The following is an 18,431-nucleotide window of genomic DNA, read 5'->3' as shown; positions in this document are numbered from 1 at the left end:
GTTAATGGATTTTGGGGGAATTCGTTTACTTTTGTACAATGGCAGAGGACGTAGCATTACAGGAACAGGACGAAACAGACTTGTACGAGCATATCCGTATCGTAGCGGACAAAGGACAGGCGTTGTTGCGGGTGGACAAGTTTTTGATGAATAGGGTTGAGAATACGTCCCGTAATCGCATACAGAATGCTATTGAAACTGAATCTGTCCGGGTAAATGATAGGCCGGTAAAGGCAAGCTATAAGGTAAAACCTTTGGATGTCATTACTATGGTACTGCCGGATCCGCCACGTGATACGGAGGTGTATCCGGAAAATATTTCCTTAGAAATTATTTATGAAGATGATGATGTGTTATTAGTTGATAAAGAAGCAGGTATGGTTGTTCACCCGGGATATAATAACTATACAGGCACTTTAGTCAATGCCTTGACATACCACCTTAATCTATTGCCCACATTGCCGGGTAATACGGGACGCCCGGGTTTGGTGCATCGTATTGATAAAGATACATCGGGTTTGCTGGTTATTGCAAAAAATGAATGGGCGATGACGCATTTGGCCAAACAGTTTTTTGAGCATACCATAGAGCGGCGTTATGTGGCGCTGGTGTGGGGAGATATTGCTGAGGACGGGACAGTAACGGGATATATTGGACGAGATCTTAAGGATAGACGAATTATGTCGGTTTATGATGATCCCGAAAAAGGGAAATGGTCCGTGACGCACTATCAGGTATTGGAACGATTAGGGTACGTGACTTTAATCGAATGTCAATTGGAAACAGGGCGTACACATCAAATACGTGCCCACCTAAAATCTATAGGTCACCCATTATTTGGAGATACCGGTTATGGCGGAGATAAAATTTTAAAAGGAACAGTTTTTAATAAATATAAACAGTTTGTAGACAATTGCTTTCAACTCTTACCTCGTCAGGCTCTTCATGCCAAATCTCTGGGCTTTCAACATCCGAAGACCCAGGAAAATTTATATTTTGAAGTACCAATTCCGGAAGATTTTCGTTTAGTATTAGAGAAATGGAGATCCTATGCTTCTGGAAAGGAATTGAATACATAGAATTTATGCCGATACATTATATGAATCATAACGGTACCTTAGTGCCGGAAGATACGACAATATTGAAAGTAGGAAATCGAGGTTTCCGTTATGGGGATGGTATTTTTGAAACGATGCTTTATAAAGATGGACAGATACGTTTCCTCCCATTTCATATTGAGCGCCTGCAGCGCAGCATGGATAAAATTCATTTGGAGAAAGTGAATAAGTTCGATGCCTACTTTGTCAAGACAGTCACCGAAGAATTGATTCGAAAGAACAATATGATAGGTCAGCGGGGTCGTGTACGGTTGATTGTCTATCGTGATGGGGAGGGGTTGTATACTCCGCAGACGAATGATCCGGGGTTTATGGTGCAAGTGCACAAAATTGAAGAGCCACAGCATAACAAAAAGGTCGGGTTGATTGTGGATCTATATACGGAATATAAAAAGCCATATAGTGATCTTTCGGATCTGAAATCAAGCAATGCGTTAATTTACGTCATGGCGGGTCTGTATAAAGATAAAGGACGCTATGATGATGTCTTGATACTCAATCAGGACGGGTATTTATGTGAAGGACTTACGTCCAATGTCTTCGTCTACTACAATAAAACGCTATATACACCGGCACTCAATCAAGCTTGTGTGAATGGGATAATGCGACGTGTGGTTATGGATATCGCTGCCAATGAAGGTATACCTGTTGTGGAAGCCGAAATAGGACCTGAAATTATGAAAGAGGCGGATGAGATATTTTGTACGAATGCTGTACAGGGGATCCAGTGGGTAATGGGGTATAAGCAAAAGCGCTATTTCAATCGAATATCCCGTATCCTACAGGAAAGACTTGAGACTTGGTCGTATGAAGATCAGATGTAGTTCTTGTGTCCTACTCTACATTTATGCTTTCGGCAGAGCCCAAATACATACCCCGGATCTGTACCAGATATTTGCTGTTGGAAAGATATTCCATTTTTTCACCTTTGAATGCCATATAAGCTGCCTTTTTCTCACTTTCAACAACAAAGGTTAAGAAGGCGTTGAAATATTGCTCGCGTTCTTTTAGAGAAGCATTGCTTTTTTTGCTAATGTATTCTACGAGGCCTTCGTTGATCTGAAGACCTACAGTGTTTCCTGTGCTTCGTTCAAAATACAGGAGTGGGTTTTTTAAAGTGTCCACATATATACCATAGGCGACTTGTTTTTTCGACGACTCTAAAATATATCCCTGAAACATAAAACTTCCGATATTCACACTGTCCACAAGTATGAGCTGTTTCATAATTTTTATAAGTAGGTAGGCATAAATATAAGTTTAAAATATGAAAGCAACAAGAATTATCTCAAAATGAGTCTATTTGTGAATTGGTATGGGATTTGTACCTCTTTGGTGTGCTTAGCTTTACATCGGCGGGGATATTTTGTGTGCCGGGCAATTTCTACATTGATCCGTGGCTACCTGTGGATATGGCTGTCATTACGCATGGCCATGGCGACCATGCACGGTGGGGTATGAAGAAATACCTGTGTCATCATTTTACCGTACCGATCTTAAAAAGCCGTATCGGTATAGATATCAAAGTCCAGGGTATAGGCTATAATGAACCTATTACGATCAACAATGTCAAAGTTTCTTTGCATCCGGCAGGCCATATCATCGGTTCTGCTCAGGTCCGTTTGGAATATCAAGGAAATGTAACCGTCATTTCGGGAGATTATAAAACCCAGAATGACTACCTATCTACACCTTTTGAGCCGGTGAAATGTGATGTGTTCGTAACAGAGAGTACATTTGGCCTGCCTATATATAATTGGTCGTCCCTGGAACAGCAGAACGAACAGCTTAGGCAGTGGGTAGCACAAAATCAGTCGGACAACCGTACTTCTGTATGTATAGGATACTCTTTGGGAAAAGCACAGCGAATTATGAAAGCTTTGGAAGGCTCAGCTCCGCTGTACGTCCATGCTTCTATTGGCAAGCTTAATGAAGCCTATACAAGTGTAGGGATACAGTTGCCGGACTACGAAACGATCGATCTGCGTGAAGATATCAAACGTATAAATAAAGGGATCGTTATTTTACCACCATCGTTGCTTGATTCGAACGTGATACACCGTATTCCTAATATGGCCAATGCGATTTGTTCGGGCTGGATGCAGGTGAGGGGAGCGAGGAGATGGCGTAGTGCAGATGCCGGTTTTGCAATCAGCGATCATGCAGATTGGGGTGGGCTGTTGGGTGCTATACGGGCGACGGGAGCGGAAAAGGTATATATCACCCATGGACGCACAAACATATTGGCACGATACTTAAATGAAATCGGTATAAATGCAGAAGATGTAAAAACCGAATTTGGTGACGAAGAGGAAGCCATAGATCCAGTAATTCCAGCGCGCCTATGAAAACTTTTGCCCGGCTCATTAATACTCTGGACAGTACCAACAAAACGAGTCTTAAACTTGAAGCTATCCACCGTTTTTTGTCGGAAGCTGATGAAATGGATAAGCTGTGGTTTTTGGCGCTGTTTACAGGTAAGCGACCGAAGCGTGCGGTGACCACCTCATTATTGAAGCAATGGGCTATAGAAATCGCTCAGATCCCGGAGTGGTTGTTCTTGGAATCTTACGCCGCTGTAGGTGATCTTGGTGAAACGATTGCCTTAATTCTTCCACCTCCAAATCAAGTGATAGAACGCAATCTCGCCGAATGGATGGATCTGATTATCCGTCTGAAAGATAAGACCGAGGAAGAAAAGAAGGCTTTTGTACGAAATGCCTGGGACAGCCTGCCTTATATGCAACGTTTCATTTTTAATAAATTATTAGGCGGTAGCTTTAGAGTCGGTGTATCTGCTAAAGGACTGATCAATGCGCTGGCCAAACATTACGGTATGGAGTCGAGTACGGTGGCACATGCTGTTATGGGTAACTGGAAGATAGCGGATACGCGTTTTGAAGAACTGATCCAAGGGAAATATACGCAAAGTAACTTATCCAAGCCTTATCCTTTCTGTCTGGCCTATGCTCTGGAAAAAGAGTTGGAAGAACTTGGCCCTATAACGAATTGGCAAACGGAATATAAGTGGGATGGCATCCGGGGTCAAATTATTAAAAGGAAAGGAGAAATATTCATCTGGTCCAGAGGGGAGGAACTGGTAACATCACAATTTCCGGAAATTGGAGAGGTGCTTATGCATTGGGAAGGTGATTTTGTGATCGACGGTGAGCTGTTGGCTTATAAGGACGGACAGGTGCTCCATTTTGCTGCCTTGCAACAGCGGCTGAACAGGAAGAACTTGACTAAAAAGATATTGGAGGAGGTGCCTGTAGTCTTATTTGCCTATGACTTATTGGAATGGGAGGGAGAGGATTGGCGTCCGAAAGCGTTAAGTGAACGTCGTGCTCAACTGGAAAAGATATTCGCGCAGAACCCGACGGCCAGGCTGCTGCTGTCGCCGATTATATCGGCTACGAATTGGGAAGAGCTAACTGCAATCCGTGCCGATGTGCGTACAATTAATAGTGAAGGTCTGATGCTGAAACATCTTGCTTCACCTTATCATACGGGTAGAAAAAAAGGAGATTGGTGGAAGTGGAAGATTGATCCATTGACCATTGATGCCGTATTGATTTATGCGCAAAAGGGAAGTGGACGCCGAAGTGCTTATTACACCGATTATACATTTGCCGTGCGGCAGGGTGATCAACTGGTTACTATAGCGAAAGCTTATTCGGGCTTGACGGATAAAGAAATTCAGGAGGTGAGTCGCTTTGTCAACAACAACGGCCTCGAGAAGTTTGGCCCGGTACGTACGGTGAAGCCGGAACTGGTCTTTGAGATTGCCTTTGAAGGAATTGCGCGCAGCAATCGGCATAAGTCGGGAGTGGCTTTACGTTTCCCGCGTATCCTTCGTTGGCGAAAAGATAAAACGGTGGCGGATATAGACGATATCGAAGATATCAAAAGATTAATTCAGTGAGGTGACGCAAAAGATGGAAGATACACCGGGCTACAGGACCGTAACCGAATGGATGCGATCCAAGGGCAATACGGCTTTTACGTTTCAACAAAAAGCCTGGGCGTATTATGCGAAGGGATACAGTGGCATGATCGTCGCACCGACGGGGTTTGGAAAAACTTTTTCGGTGTTTCTGGGCGTGTTGATCGACTTTATGAATCACCCCGAACGATATAAAAAGGGCCTGAAACTGTTATGGATTACACCGTTGCGCTCGTTGGCAAAGGATTTGGCCCGAGCCATGCAGCAGGCTATCGATGACATCGGGCTGGATTGGGTAGTCGAAGTGCGCAACGGGGATACAACGATTAAACAAAAGCAACGCCAGAGCCGCCAGATGCCGGATGTCCTGCTCGTGACGCCCGAAAGTCTACATCTCTTATTGGCACAAAAGGGAAGAGCACATTTTTTCACCTCGCTACAGGCTGTAGCGGTAGATGAATGGCATGAGCTATTGGGAAGCAAACGTGGTGTTATGGCTGAACTTGCTTTGGCATTTCTGCGGTTTAAATCACCCACATTGCGAGTCTGGGGTATCACAGCGACCATTGGCAATTTAGAAGAGGCGGCGGAAGTATTGCTTCCCCATGTCAAAAAGAAAATAAAGGTCGTTGCTAAAGAAAAAAAGAAAATAGACATTATTCCTGTATTTCCAGAAGAGGTAGAGATCTTGCCTTGGGCGGGGCACTTGGGGGGTAGGTTGGTAGAGCAGGTTGTACCGATCATTCTTCGCAGTAAATCGACGATTATTTTTACCAATACACGAAGCCAAAGTGAAATTTGGTATCAGTTGCTCTTGCAGGCTTATCCCGATTTTGCGGGGCAACTGGCGTTACATCACAGCTCCATCGATTGCCAGATTCGGCAATGGATTGAAGAGGCGTTAGGTGAGGGAAGACTGAAAGCTGTCGTATCAACGTCTTCCCTGGATCTGGGAGTAGACTTTAAACCTGTTGATACCGTTATTCAGGTTGGATCAAGCAAAGGCGTAGCACGGTTTATGCAACGTGCCGGACGTAGCGGACATTCTCCATTCGAAGTGTCTAAAATCTATTTTGTTCCTACCCATTCGTTGGAGTTGATCGAGGTCGCAGCCTTGAAGGAAGCTGTCAAGACGCAGACTATTGAAAATAGAGATCCGTTGGTGCAGACATTTGATGTACTCGTGCAGTTTTTGGTGACCTTAGCCTTGGGCGGAGGGTTTCGACCAGAAGAACTGTATCCCGTTATCAGAGATACGCATGCCTTTAGCTATATGTCCGAGGAGGAATGGCAATGGTGTATCCTGTTCATTACCGTAGGGGGTAGTATCGGTCAAAACTATGAAGAATTTCATAAGGTGGTGCGACGCGAAGACGGGCTGTTGGTCGTGGAAAAAAGACGTATTGCGATGTTGCACCGAATGAATGTCGGTGTCATCGTCAGTGATGCGATGATGCGTGTGAAGTTTGTGACTGGAGGTTATCTGGGCATGATCGAAGAGTACTTTATATCGAAGTTAAAGCAAGGAGATAAGTTTGTTTTGGCAGGTCGTGTATTGGAACTCGCTCGTGTAAAGGAGATGACAGCTTTTGTACGTTTATCATCAGGACGAGCCATTACACCGAGTTGGCTGGGTGGTCGCTTACCTTTGAGTTCGAACTTGAGTCATTTCTTGCGGCAAAAGTTGGCTTCATCTACACATGCGGGAACGAAAGAAAAAGAATTACAGTTTTTACATCCGTTAGTCGTACGGCAAAACGAACACTCCCACATACCTGCTGAAGACGAGTTTTTGGTTGAACTGATAAAGACGAGGGAAGGGTATCATTTGTTTATGTATCCTTTCGAGGGGCGATTGGTGCATGAAGTCATGGCTACGTTGCTGGCTTATCGCATAAGCCGCTTATTTCCGATCAGTTTTTCCATGGCCATGAATGACTATGGTTTTGAACTTTTCTCCGATTCGGAAATCAAACTGGATCAAGCACAACTGCAGCAAATACTGAGCGAGAAAAATCTGATGGACGATGTGTTGGCGAGTATTAATGCTACAGAGATGGCTAAACGGAAATTTCGGGATATTGCTGTTATTTCGGGTATGGTAGTGCAAAATTATCCCGACCAGCAAAAGAGCAATAAGTCACTTCAGGCTTCCTCGGGTATTATCTTTAAGGTGCTGGAAGAATACGATCCGAACAACCTTTTGTTGAAGCAGGCCTATATGGAAGTTTTCAACCAACAGTTGGAAGAACCCCGGCTTGTGTCGGCGTTTCAGCGTATCAACAAAAGTAAGATTATTTTTAAATTCGCTACGGGTTTTACACCGTTGAGCTTCCCCATTAAAGTAGATAGCCTACGGCAGTCGTTGTCCAGCGAAGATCTGCTGTCGCGAATCCAAAAATTACAGCATAATAACGCTCAACCTATTCGAAGAAAGTGATGAACATTGTCGAGCAAGACCTGATTTTTTCAGGAGAAAATCTTATACTGACTAACCAGCGTATTATCTATTGGCCGGAGGAAGATACATTGATTTTGTCTGACCTGCACTTAGGGAAAGCTGCACACTTCCGTAAACATGGCATTGCTCTTCCCAAGCAGGTAGCTGAACGGGATATTGAACGACTGGCGAAATTGATTACACATTATGCAGCGAAGCAAGTTGTCATCACAGGTGATCTTGTGCATGCAGGAGCCAATAAAGAAGTAGAGCTATTTGCTTCGCTTACATTACAGTTTCCAGAAACAGCATTTATCCTTATCAAAGGAAATCATGATAGGTTCATCGATAAGAAGTTAAGTGCTATTGGTCTCCATGCTGTATATTCCATTTGGAATATGGGACCGATCTGTTTTACGCATCAATATACGCGCGAACTGGCGGATAAATGGACTATTAGTGGGCACCTTCATCCCGGCGTTCGTGTGCAGTTGCCCACGAAGAAGTACCTGAGATGTCCATGCTACGTCGTTACCGAAAAGCAGATTATCTTGCCCGCATTTAGTTTGTTTACCGGATTAGATACCTGGTCGATACCCGAAAATGCGACTTGCTATGCTTTTTTTGAAGATGGCTTTTTTAAAGTAGGTTAGTCCTTATCTTCCAAATTTGAAATACATAGATAGGGGGTGTTCCTTGCTTTGAAGCCAGTTTGACACCATCCCCATACCTGTTACAGAAAAAGTAATACCGTTGCCACCGAAACCACAGACAAAGTACGAATTTTTGAAATTCTGGTGTTCACCGATATAAGGTAGCCCATCCTTCGTCTCTCCGAAAGTACCTGCCCACGTAAAATCTAAACAAAATTCCTTATCCGGAAATATCCGATGAAATGCACGCAGGAGTCTTTGTTCCTTAACTCCGATTAAGGCATCTCTGCGCGGTGGATCCTGAAATTCCTCATCTTCACCCCCGATAAGAAAGCGGCCGTCATCGGTGGTTCGCATGTAGAGGTATGGAGCTGCCGTATTCCAGATTAAAATATCGTTATATTGACGATACATTTCTTCATTTACTTCCGAAACAATAGCGAATGTACTGAGTAGATCTACAAATTTTTCGGGTATAACGTTGGCAACCTCATAGCCTGTGCAATACACTACGCGCTTCGCTTTAATCGTAGTCCCCGTAGCGGTGGTACATAGATTGAACCCCCGCTTATAATCTACCCCGGTTAATTCCGTTTTGTCATATATCCGCAGTCCTTTGCGTGCATTATATTGTAATATTTCGTGCGCCAATCGAAAAGCATCCACACTACCTCCTTCCTGGGATAAAATGCCTCCGTGGGCACCCAGAATACCATATTGGTGACGGATATCCTCTGCTTCCATCCACGCTACTTTGAAGCCAGCCTCTTTTCGAGCTTCAAATTCTTTTTTCAATTTATTTACATCTTTTTTCCAGGCTGCATAGTAAAGCGATTTTTTTTGGCGGAAACCTGCATCGGATTTTATTTTTTTTGCGATCCTACCCAAATCATCGATAGCCTTACAACAAGCACGATAACTGGCGACAGCCCCATCCTTACCGATTAATTCGGAGAGTTCATGTAGAGGCCTATCTATTTCATATTGCAGCATAGACGTTGTTGCAGAAGTACTGCCATTACATATTTCACGTTTATCGATCAATAGCGTGTTATAACCGTCTTGAATGCACTGATGAGCAATTAATGTACCGGTAATGCCACCGCCGACAATAAGCACGTCGCATACTTCATCATGATGCAAGGAGGGATAGGAGGCCAACAGCCCGTTTTTTACGAGCCAGAATGGTTCGTTTGATTTTAAGTCCATAATAAGACTATTTTTGTCACGTTAGAACAATCCGAACATCTGTGATTCGATCTTCTGTATAATCTTACCCAGATCTTCAGGTTTATTGGCAAAGTCAAGGTTGTCCTTGTCTAAAACTAACAGTTTGCCTTCATTATAGTTGTTGATCCACTTATCATATTTATCATTCAGTTTGGATAAATAATCCAGGCGGATACCAGCTTCATAATCTCTTCCGCGTGTCTGTATATTGCTCACCAGGGTTGGAACAGAGGCTTGTAGATAAATCAGTAGGTCGGGTGGTTTGATGTAATGGATGATACTATGAAAAATATTGCTATAGTTCTCAAAATCCCGTGCACTCATTAAGCCCATATCATATAGGTTTTCAGCAAATATATAAGCATCTTCATATATTGTCCGATCCTGGACCATATTAATATCCTTATTTTGCAGTTCGACAATATGTCGAAAACGACTGTTTAAAAAGAAGATCTGCAAGTTGAATGCCCAGCGCTTCATATCGCTGTAGAAGTCTTCGAGATAGGGGTTGTTTTCTACTTCTTCGTATTGCGGCTCGTATTTGAGATGGTGAGCGAGCAACTGTGTTAAAGTTGTCTTTCCTGCGCCGATATTTCCTACAATAGCTATATGCATCTTCTAAATTAAAAATTAAAAATTAAAAAAGACTCTACTATACTTCGTTTTGTTTGTCAATTATTATATGTCGACATTATCTTGTTCTTTAATACAGCTTTTTTAGCCCAATGATTTCTCTGACTTCCTGAATCGTTTTCCGCGCACTGACTTGTGCTTTTTCTGCCCCCATGCGTACTACTTTCTGAATATAAGCCTCGTCCTTCGCTATGTCGTCAATTCGTGTACGTACCGGCTCAGTAGCCCGTACCATATCTTCAGCCAATTGCTTTTTAAAATCGCCGTAACGTATTTCACAGGCGTTATAACGCTCTTCAAAATGGGCTAATGTATCTGGTGTCGACACGACTTTCATCAAGTCAAATAGATTTTGTATAGCTTCAGGTTTGGCTTGATGAGGCGTGGTAGGGCCCGAATCGGTTACAGCACGCATGATTTTTTTGCGTATGACTTCGGGAGCGTCCGATAGATAGATGCAATCGGCTTCCCCATTTGACTTACCCATTTTGCCTTGTCCGGTAAGCCCCGGAACCTTTACGAGTTTATCCGAATAGGTAAAGGCGAACGCTTCTTTAAAATACTCCACTTGGTACAAGTGATTGAACCGGTTACCGAAGGTTCGTGTCATTTCCAGATGCTGTTCTTGATCTTTGCCTACGGGTACCCGGGTACCGTGGTGAAGTAAGATGTCAGAAGCCATTAACACCGGATAGGTTAGGAGACCTGCATTGACATTGTTTGGATTTGCACGTACTTTATCTTTGAATGATGTCGACCGTTCGAGTTCGCCCAAATAAGCATTCATATTCATGTAGAGGTAGAGCTCGGCTACTTCAGGTACGTCTGATTGGATATAGATTGTTGATTTTTCAGGGTCTATTCCCGCAGCAAGGTATTCTACAACGACATTCCGTACGGTAGATTGGAGATCCTGCGGCGCAGGGTGGGTAGTCAACGAGTGAAGATCAGCTATGAAAAAGAAGCAGTTGTATTCATTTTGCATTTTGACAAAATTGCTCAACGCTCCATAGTAATTTCCTAAATGTAATTTTCCGGTACTTCTTATACCACTAACGACAGTTTCCATACAAGGGCGAATTTACGTATTTTTTCGGTTCTCATCCCTTTAAATAGAAAAAGAGACGTTTAGACAGCCTCTTTTTGTGTTCCCGAAGGGATTGGCTCAGCCGTGCGTACCCCCGCACTTGTGTCCTGAGCCTCCTTCGGATCGAACCCCAGCCTGCGTTTCGTTCTCCTCCCTTTAAACCACAAAAGCACCTTTTAGAGGTGCTTTCTGTGTTCCCGAAGGGATTCGAACCCCTATCTTCAGAACCGGAATCTGAAATTCTATCCATTGAACTACGGGAACAGTTTCGCAAAAATAGAACTTTTCAGCGAAACTCAAACTACTTTTTTAAAGTATTATTTTAATGCCCATGGTCACCTTCTTCGACCAGATGGAGCTCGACTTTAAGGTCCAGATCATTGGCCCCTGTGAATTTCGTGTAATCTTTATTATTCCAATCCGCCGCTGTGACGTTTTCTTTTACACCTGGGTTAAGGTGACGCATGACATATTGCAGAACAAACGAATCTGAAGTCTCGATTACCGTAAGATATCCCGTTACGCCTACATTGACTTTTTTATCATCTGCGTCTCTATCGGCATAGACATATTCCAGTGCGTCGGCCGGTGCGCCGAGGATAAACGCCTGATGGATATCTGCGCGGCTAACAAAGGTACTTTGGGTTTCCCTGCCGGCAAAATCGGTCGCCTTCAATTCAAGTTTGTAAGTTTTGCCATGTTCCAAGTGTATATGTGCACCAACCGGAGGCAATAGTTGTCCATCTGTCGGCTTAAATTTGACTTCTTCAACTTCGGCATCAGCAATATCATTATAATGGTAATGATCTTCATGTAATTCTCTTTCGACTTCGGTAAAGGTCAATGTTGCTGTACCGACTTCTTCCTGATCTTGTTCGGGCGTTGGATCGTCTTTTGTACATGATGCAAAAGTTAGTACCAAGATGATTGTTAAGTAGTTTAATATATTCTTCATGTTGTTTTTCTTAAAAAGTGTAATTTAATTTTATTGAAATATTGCGCCCGCGCGCATGCGCGTAATACCTGAATCTATCCATATAGTCCTTATAAGCTGCGTTGAATAGATTGTCGGCATCCACCAAAATATGGAGCTGCTGTCTGTCATGGACAGCAAAGGAATAGGATGCGGTAGCGCCCCACAGCTGGTAAGCCGGTGGTGGGGCCGCATAATCCGAACCGTCTTCGTAGTGTTTTTGCCGAGCGACGTAGGCGTGATCCAGTTTTATATAAGTACCCTCGCCCCAACGATAAGCGATGCCTTGATTTATTCGGTCTGAGGGTATAAAAGGCAGATAGGTGTCTTCTGTAGAATTGATTCCGATGACAGATGAGACACCCGCTGTATATACCCATCGATTAGCTAAGTTTGCCGAAATATGTATGTCATACCCATAGAGTAGGGCATCCTGCTGTACATATTGAAACAGCGGGAAGGTTCCTCGTATGGTCTGACGCACCGAATCCGGATGGGGTTGTGCATAGATATAATCAAAAATCCTTTGCGCGAATAGATCAGCGTTAGCTTCAATACGTTCCCGGGCAAAATGAATAGTGTTAACCCATTTTATCCCTTTTTCACTTTTCATGTTTGGATTGCCCACTTCGTATGTTCCTGTACCGTGATGTATACCATCGCTGTAAAGTTCGTTGGCCGACGGAGCCCTCCACGCCAGACCGATATTGCTTTTCCAATACCAATTTTTTGTGATTTTCAGCGTATTGCCAATCATTCCCGACAGGTTGTTAAAATGTTTTTGATCCTGTAAAAGATATTGATTGAGCGAACCGTCACTATTGGGCTCTCGATAATTGTACCGATATCCGGCTACATCAAAATATTTGTAATCGTAGCGCAAACCCAGTTCCGTTACATTGTTGTGCCAACTTAATTTGTGCGTAGCAAATGCACCAAAGGTATGGTTGTCGAAATTTGGAATAATGGGCGTTGTACCTGTTCCGGGGACATTGTTGTTCACTTGCAGTGTCCCCGATATACCCAACTTTGTTTGCGCTATCTGATAGAGAATCTCCATATTTTGTGTCGTCAATACCATGTCAGCCATGGGTGTATCGTCGCTCTGAACCCGTCGTAGATCGAACTCCTTTCTATGATTGCGTTGCAAACTATAGGTGGCCTCCACTTTTTGGCGGTCGGATAACTGATATTGCCAGTTCAGTATACTCGTCTCGTGAAGAACCTTTTGTTTGGGCGCATCGATAAGGTACGAAAAAGCATAATCGTCATAGGGCCTGCCGTGTGCTATTCGTGCAAGGATATCCGTTTTCGAGCCAATATGTGCACCGATAAATACCCCCAGTTCGGTTGCAAAACGGCTATGGCTTATGGCAAAAGTATGAGCGTGATGCCGATAGCGTAACCTCATACTGTAATTGAGCTCATTTACACCTGTATTACCCAGATAGTAGTCTGCCGTTTTTGCATTTCCACTTTTTGTACCTGAGATATCTACATGATACGAAAACCCTTTGTATGTCCCTTTTGCCCCCGTATGGAGCGTGTACGCTTTTCCGTTGGACTGGAATATACTGTTGATCCTCCCAGAGAAGATTCGGTCGCTGTCGGCTGTATCTGGTACTAGAACAATCACACCGGCCAAAGCATCTGGTCCATACCGTACGGCATCTGCATTTTTGATGACTGTAATGGACTGAGCACTGAAAGGGTCTATTTCGGGCGCATGATCAAGCCCCCACTGCTGACTTTCGTGCCGCACACCATTGTTAACAATCAGTAAACGCGAACCGTAAAGTCCATTGAGTACGGGTTTGGCGATGTTGCTTCCCGTTCTTAATATATTGACTCCGGCAATGTCTGTCAGTACTTCTGCCAGATTTTTTCCATAGCTCGCTGCTCTTCGTTCCTTAGACAAAAGATGTGAGCTCAGCGTATGCCGGGTATCGCTATTGCCGATAACCTCTACACTGTCGATGTATCGCCCTATATAGCCTTCTATGTCCTCTTGTCCAAATGACAAAAATGACAATAGAAAGAAATATAGGAATATTCCAAATTTCTTCATGTAATATCAAAATGAGTGACCTAATGGAGTTCGATGTCAGGCCAATAGAGGAGGGTCTTTGTTGGAACATAGTCGAATGGCCAGACTTTCATATTGAATGACTATCCGATCGTTCTTGGCGATGCCAAATGGCTTTTCAAAAATGCTCAGTTTGACAAAAGGTGTGGTTAGAATTGCCGAACCGGAATGGATGAAAAAACAAATCGAACAACTGTCTTCGTCCGGTGCATGATCGTGTGTGTGACGCGTAGTACAATCTTCAGGATGACTATGGTCGTGCCACACAATTGCTCCACTCACCCAGAGGTAAAGACAAGATAACAATAGGAGCAAAATCCTTTGTACTACTTTCATCGTTGCAAAGATATTGTAAATGCAACAAAGTAGCAAATAAATATTTCGTTAAAATTTCTAAACGGGCTCTAAGATCGAGGATGATATTGGGTAATGACGGAGTGGAGATAATCATTGTCGACATGCGTGTAGATTTCGGTGGTGGTAATACTTTCATGACCGAGCATATCTTGTACGGCACGGAGATCAGCTCCTCCTTCGACGAGGTGTGAAGCAAAGCTGTGCCTAAACGTATGTGGACTGATCTTCTTTTGGAGTCCAATTTTAGCAGCAAGATCTTTAACAATAATAAAGATCATAACTCTGGATAGCGCGGCTCCCCGTCTGTTCAGAAAGACAATGTCTTCATGACCGGTTTTGACAGGTTGATGCACTCGTACTTCGTTTATATATATATTGAGGTATTTGGCTGCTTGGCCACCTATAGGTATGAGGCGCTCCTTGCTGCCTTTTCCTTCTACCTTAATAAATTCTATTTCGAGGAATAGATTGGATAGCTTGAGATGTGTCAGTTCTGAAACACGTAGGCCACAGCTGTACAACACTTCCAATATCGCTTTATTTCGCATCCCTTCGGGAGATGAAAGATCTATAGCTTGAATCAATTCGTCAATTTCTGTTATAGTAAGTACATCGGGTAAGGTTCGTGGAAGACGTGGACTTTCGATCAATTCGGCTGGATTTTGGGGTATCTGATGCTCGAGCTGCATATAAGTGAAGAATACTTTAATACCAGAGAGCAATCTTGCTTGTGTGAAGGGCGAAATATGAAAAGTATTCATCCATGCCAGGAAATCCTGAATATCCTGAGCTGTCAGATCCATTGTTGTTAGGGATCGTTCCTCGGCATACACCCGCAATTTGCGTATATCGTTCAGGTAAGCCTGTATGGTATTAACCGAAAGGTTTCTTTCAAATTCTAAATAATGCTTAAAATCCAGGATGAAATTATGCCACATCTTATTTCCGTGAGAACAAGGATAGTTTTTTATCCTAATTATTTATTAAAAAATAAATATTAATCCATTACTTTGTTTCAAAACAAATCATTGATATGAAGCTATTAAAACCTTTTATCATTGCGCTCTTGCTTTCTACTACCTTGGTGTGGTCCGAAGCAAAGACGTTTAACAAAGCTACTATATTCTTCGATGGGTACGAAATTTTAACGCAGGATACGTTAAAATGGGATACACCCCTGCCTTTTGATTCCAGCGTCATCGTAGGAAAATTGCAAAATGGGTTTACTTACTACATCCGTAAAAATACGGAACCCGAGAAACGAGTGACGTTATATCTGGGCATGAAGGTCGGGTCGATTTTAGAGACAGAGGAAGAGCTGGGGTTAGCCCATTTTATGGAACACATGAATTTCAACGGGCTGAAACATTTCCCCAAAAATGAGTTGGTCGATTATTTGCAAAAAGCCGGTGTACGATTTGGTTCTGATCTGAATGCTTATACAGGATTTGAGCAAACCGTATATCAGCTTCCTATCCCGTCGGATGATCCCGAGTTGTTGAAGAACGGATTGCAGGTCATGCGTGACTGGGCGCAGGATGCCTTATTGACTACGGAAGAAATCAATAAAGAACGTGGAGTCGTCCTCGAGGAAATGCGTGGGGGCAGAGGTGCTAACCAACGTATGCAGGATAAATTTTTACCGATGGTACTCAATCAATCGTTGTATTCTAAGCGTCTTCCTATCGGAACAGAAGAAAACATTACAAATTTCGATCCGAATGTACTCCGCAACTTTTTTGATAAATGGTATCGTCCTGATTTGCAGGCGATCGTCATTGTGGGGGATGTCGACCCAAAAGAAATGGAAAGGGAAGTAGTACGTCTGTTTTCGGATATGCGGGTCAAGACCAAACCTGCAGAGCGGAAAGAGTTTACCATAGACCTAACAAACAAAAATCAATATCTGGTCGTTACTGATCCGGAAATGCCTTATACGGTTGGGCAGATCCTTATCAAATATCCCGAGGAAAAAATAAAGACAGTGGCGGATTATCGGTATTCGCTATTAAAAAATGTTTTTACGCAGATTGTGAATGGCCGACTGCTTGAATTGGTACAGTCGCCTGATGCTCCTTTCCTGCAATCGGCTGTCCGTTTTGATGCATTATTTGGTGGCTTGAATAACTTAAGCGCTTTTTTCGTGGCGAAACCGGGGGAAATTGAACAGGGCTTTAAAGCTCTTTTTCGGGAACTGGATCGTATCCATAAATTTGGTGTTACGGAAACCGAATTTAGTCGTGCCGTGGCTGCCTTGCAAAAAAGTAATGAAACGTCTTATATAGAACGGGATAAACGCAAATCCAATAGTTATGTGGATGGGTATTTGAATCATTTTTTGAAAGATACTCCTGTGTTGAGTAATGAAGATCGGTATCAACTGGTGAAACAACTTTTACCGACTCTTACTTTGGAAGAGGTCAATGCTATCGTGCAAAAATATTATGTGGACAACAACAGGGACATCCTTGTGCTGGCTCCTGAGAAAGATAAAGAAAAGCTGCCTGCGGAGTCACTGGTCAATTCCTGGCTCAAGGAAGTGGATCAAGAGCAGCTGACCGCTTATGAAGACAAAACCTCTGAATTACCGTTGCTGTCCCAGCAACCGGTGAAAGGAAGCGTACAGACGAGTAGAGAAATTGAGGGGATTGCGACAAAAGAACTGGTGTTGAGCAATGGGGTGAAAGTTTTATTGAAACCAACGACGTTCAAAAATGATCAAATTCTGATTTCTGCCAGTAGCCCGGGCGGATCTTCGCTGTATTCCGATGTAGATTATATGTCAGCGTCTAATGCTGCAGCGTTGGTCAATAGTAGCGGTCTTGGGCAATTGAATACGGTAGAACTTCGTAAATACTTGACCGGTAAGCAGGTGAATATATCGCCTTATATCTCGGAGCGTTCGGAAGGATTATCGGGCTCCAGCGATAAAGAAGGCTTAAAGACCGCTTTTGAAATGATATACGGATATTTTACAGAGCCGCGGTTGGACGGCGATGTATTTGATAATATCATTTCACGTATTTTATCCTCCTTGGAGAATAGAGATACCGATCCACAATATGTGTTTGGCGAACAGGTTGCCAAGAGCCTTTATGGAAATAATATCCGCCGTATTCCGCCCACAGAAGAGGCCATAAAAGCGATAGATCGGGATCGGGCTTTGTCTATTTATAAAGAACGGTTTGCCGACGCATCAGACTTTACATTTACAATTGTGGGCTCCTTTACAAAGGAGGAAATAATGCCTTACTTGGAAGGATACCTTGCGGCACTGCCCACGGTGGATAGAAAGGAAGAAGCCCGTGATCTGGGGATAACAGAACCGGAGCAGGGTTTCCGGAAGCATGTCTATAAAGGTAAAGAACCAAAAGTTAGTGTTCAGCTCCGTTATTACGGTGACTATGATTATTCCGAAACAGAAAATCTACAATTTGACGCATTGGAAAGTATATTGACAATCAAACTCATCGAGCGGTTGCGTGAAGATGAAAGTGGGGTCTATGGCACCGGCGCACGGGGGACGACGAGTAAATTTCCACACGGTCGATATACCTTTATGATTGGCTTTGGTACGGGACCGGAAAAATATGAATCGCTTATCCAATCGGCGTTGGACGAAGTGAATAAGATTAAGACCAATGGGCCGGATCAAGTGGATCTTGATAAATTTATTGCGGAACAAAAACGACAGCTTGAAGTACAGTTGCGAGAAAACCAATTTTGGTTAGGGCAAATTGCCAATGCTTATCAAAATCAAGAAGACCCGACGTATATCTTGCGTTACCGGGAGGAGCTGGAAAAACTGACGGTTGATGATGTAAAAGAAATCGCGAATAAATATTTGAAAACCGAACGTTTGTTTACCTTTATTCTTCTTCCAGAAGAAGGAAATATGTAACTTTGCG

General features: G+C 43.2%; 16 protein-coding genes and 1 tRNA gene. 7 read left to right on the top strand and 10 right to left on the bottom strand.

The window, feature by feature from the left end; genetic code table 11:
• The first annotated feature begins 38 nt into the window (after positions 1-38).
• A complete protein-coding gene (locus tag G5B30_RS08945; RefSeq protein WP_165319644.1) occupies positions 39-1,079 on the top strand; it encodes an RluA family pseudouridine synthase in 1,041 nt (346 codons plus the stop codon).
• A 5-nt stretch (positions 1,080-1,084) separates the two neighbouring features.
• Positions 1,085-1,942, top strand: coding sequence for an aminotransferase class IV (locus G5B30_RS08940; RefSeq protein ID WP_165319643.1), 858 nt, complete (start codon positions 1,085-1,087; stop codon positions 1,940-1,942).
• A gap of 10 nt (positions 1,943-1,952) precedes the next feature.
• Here G5B30_RS08940 and G5B30_RS08935 read toward each other — a convergent pair whose 3' ends face one another.
• Entirely contained in the window at positions 1,953-2,345 is a 393-nt protein-coding gene (locus G5B30_RS08935; protein WP_165319642.1) for a hypothetical protein, read from the bottom strand.
• A gap of 83 nt (positions 2,346-2,428) precedes the next feature.
• Between G5B30_RS08935 and G5B30_RS08930 the strand changes: the two genes are divergently transcribed.
• The 4 genes from G5B30_RS08930 to pdeM are packed head-to-tail and all read left to right on the top strand — an operon-like array spanning position 2,429 to position 8,157.
• Complete coding sequence (locus G5B30_RS08930; RefSeq protein ID WP_240903161.1) at positions 2,429-3,466, top strand: ligase-associated DNA damage response exonuclease; 1,038 nt, start codon at positions 2,429-2,431, stop codon at positions 3,464-3,466.
• Positions 3,463-5,043, top strand: a complete 1,581-nt coding sequence (locus G5B30_RS08925; protein ID WP_165319641.1) for an ATP-dependent DNA ligase — start codon at positions 3,463-3,465, stop codon at positions 5,041-5,043. The genes G5B30_RS08930 and G5B30_RS08925 overlap by 4 nt, the downstream gene beginning before the upstream one ends.
• A 13-nt stretch (positions 5,044-5,056) precedes the next feature.
• Positions 5,057-7,504, top strand: a complete 2,448-nt coding sequence (locus G5B30_RS08920) for a ligase-associated DNA damage response DEXH box helicase (protein WP_206367064.1) — start codon at positions 5,057-5,059, stop codon at positions 7,502-7,504.
• Positions 7,504-8,157 carry a ligase-associated DNA damage response endonuclease PdeM gene (gene pdeM, locus G5B30_RS08915; protein WP_240903176.1) on the top strand — a complete coding sequence of 218 codons (654 nt, stop codon included), beginning with the start codon at positions 7,504-7,506 and terminating at the stop codon, positions 8,155-8,157. The genes G5B30_RS08920 and pdeM overlap by 1 nt, the downstream gene beginning before the upstream one ends.
• 3 nt (positions 8,158-8,160) lie before the next feature.
• Here pdeM and G5B30_RS08910 read toward each other — a convergent pair whose 3' ends face one another.
• The 9 genes from G5B30_RS08910 to xerD all read right to left on the bottom strand — a co-directional run bounded on the left by G5B30_RS08910 (position 8,161) and on the right by xerD (position 15,461).
• Entirely contained in the window at positions 8,161-9,366 is a 1,206-nt protein-coding gene (locus tag G5B30_RS08910) for an NAD(P)/FAD-dependent oxidoreductase (protein WP_165319639.1), read from the bottom strand.
• Positions 9,367-9,387: 21 nt separating this feature from the next.
• The gene (locus tag G5B30_RS08905) at positions 9,388-10,002 is read right to left on the bottom strand and encodes a deoxynucleoside kinase (protein ID WP_165319638.1); all 615 of its coding nucleotides are present in this window, start codon (positions 10,000-10,002) and stop codon (positions 9,388-9,390) included.
• Between the two features lie 88 nt (positions 10,003-10,090).
• Entirely contained in the window at positions 10,091-11,089 is a 999-nt protein-coding gene (gene trpS / locus G5B30_RS08900; RefSeq protein ID WP_165319637.1) for a tryptophan--tRNA ligase, read from the bottom strand.
• A 59-nt stretch (positions 11,090-11,148) separates the two neighbouring features.
• Complete coding sequence (locus tag G5B30_RS17465; RefSeq protein WP_262886592.1) at positions 11,149-11,280, bottom strand: hypothetical protein; 132 nt, start codon at positions 11,278-11,280, stop codon at positions 11,149-11,151.
• A gap of 19 nt (positions 11,281-11,299) precedes the next feature.
• Positions 11,300-11,371, bottom strand: a tRNA-Arg gene (locus G5B30_RS08895).
• A 58-nt stretch (positions 11,372-11,429) separates the two neighbouring features.
• The gene (locus G5B30_RS08890) at positions 11,430-12,062 is read right to left on the bottom strand and encodes a hypothetical protein (protein ID WP_165319636.1); all 633 of its coding nucleotides are present in this window, start codon (positions 12,060-12,062) and stop codon (positions 11,430-11,432) included.
• Positions 12,063-12,072: 10 nt separating this feature from the next.
• Positions 12,073-14,148, bottom strand: coding sequence for a TonB-dependent receptor (locus G5B30_RS08885; protein WP_165319635.1), 2,076 nt, complete (start codon positions 14,146-14,148; stop codon positions 12,073-12,075).
• A 36-nt stretch (positions 14,149-14,184) separates the two neighbouring features.
• Positions 14,185-14,502 carry a hypothetical protein gene (locus G5B30_RS08880; protein WP_165319634.1) on the bottom strand — a complete coding sequence of 106 codons (318 nt, stop codon included), beginning with the start codon at positions 14,500-14,502 and terminating at the stop codon, positions 14,185-14,187.
• Between the two features lie 68 nt (positions 14,503-14,570).
• Positions 14,571-15,461, bottom strand: coding sequence for a site-specific tyrosine recombinase XerD (xerD, locus tag G5B30_RS08875; protein WP_165319633.1), 891 nt, complete (start codon positions 15,459-15,461; stop codon positions 14,571-14,573).
• A 95-nt stretch (positions 15,462-15,556) separates the two neighbouring features.
• Here xerD and G5B30_RS08870 point away from each other — a divergent pair, with 95 nt between their 5' ends.
• On the top strand, positions 15,557-18,424 hold the full coding sequence (locus G5B30_RS08870) for a M16 family metallopeptidase (RefSeq protein WP_165319632.1): 2,868 nt from the start codon (positions 15,557-15,559) through the stop codon (positions 18,422-18,424).
• Positions 18,425-18,431 lie beyond the last annotated feature (7 nt).

The sequence above is a fragment of the Sphingobacterium sp. SGG-5 genome, assembly GCF_011043525.1.
In the GTDB taxonomy this organism is placed as follows: domain Bacteria; phylum Bacteroidota; class Bacteroidia; order Sphingobacteriales; family Sphingobacteriaceae; genus Sphingobacterium.
Note: the sequence above shows the minus strand (reverse complement) of the source record. Positions and strands in the feature narration are given on the sequence as shown.

What these genes read in the sequence shown, in the direction of transcription:
- G5B30_RS08945 (WP_165319644.1), top strand. Translation starts at nt 39, where the DNA reads ATGGCAGAGGACGTAGCATTACAGGAACAGGACGAAACAGACTTGTAC.
- G5B30_RS08940 (WP_165319643.1), top strand. Translation starts at nt 1,085, where the DNA reads ATGCCGATACATTATATGAATCATAACGGTACCTTAGTGCCGGAAGAT.
- G5B30_RS08935 (WP_165319642.1), bottom strand. Translation starts at nt 2,345, where the DNA reads ATGAAACAGCTCATACTTGTGGACAGTGTGAATATCGGAAGTTTTATG.
- G5B30_RS08925 (WP_165319641.1), top strand. Translation starts at nt 3,463, where the DNA reads ATGAAAACTTTTGCCCGGCTCATTAATACTCTGGACAGTACCAACAAA.
- G5B30_RS08920 (WP_206367064.1), top strand. Translation starts at nt 5,057, where the DNA reads ATGGAAGATACACCGGGCTACAGGACCGTAACCGAATGGATGCGATCC.
- pdeM (WP_240903176.1), top strand. Translation starts at nt 7,504, where the DNA reads ATGAACATTGTCGAGCAAGACCTGATTTTTTCAGGAGAAAATCTTATA.
- G5B30_RS08910 (WP_165319639.1), bottom strand. Translation starts at nt 9,366, where the DNA reads ATGGACTTAAAATCAAACGAACCATTCTGGCTCGTAAAAAACGGGCTG.
- G5B30_RS08905 (WP_165319638.1), bottom strand. Translation starts at nt 10,002, where the DNA reads ATGCATATAGCTATTGTAGGAAATATCGGCGCAGGAAAGACAACTTTA.
- trpS (WP_165319637.1), bottom strand. Translation starts at nt 11,089, where the DNA reads ATGGAAACTGTCGTTAGTGGTATAAGAAGTACCGGAAAATTACATTTA.
- G5B30_RS08890 (WP_165319636.1), bottom strand. Translation starts at nt 12,062, where the DNA reads ATGAAGAATATATTAAACTACTTAACAATCATCTTGGTACTAACTTTT.
- G5B30_RS08885 (WP_165319635.1), bottom strand. Translation starts at nt 14,148, where the DNA reads ATGAAGAAATTTGGAATATTCCTATATTTCTTTCTATTGTCATTTTTG.
- G5B30_RS08880 (WP_165319634.1), bottom strand. Translation starts at nt 14,502, where the DNA reads ATGAAAGTAGTACAAAGGATTTTGCTCCTATTGTTATCTTGTCTTTAC.
- xerD (WP_165319633.1), bottom strand. Translation starts at nt 15,461, where the DNA reads ATGTGGCATAATTTCATCCTGGATTTTAAGCATTATTTAGAATTTGAA.
- G5B30_RS08870 (WP_165319632.1), top strand. Translation starts at nt 15,557, where the DNA reads ATGAAGCTATTAAAACCTTTTATCATTGCGCTCTTGCTTTCTACTACC.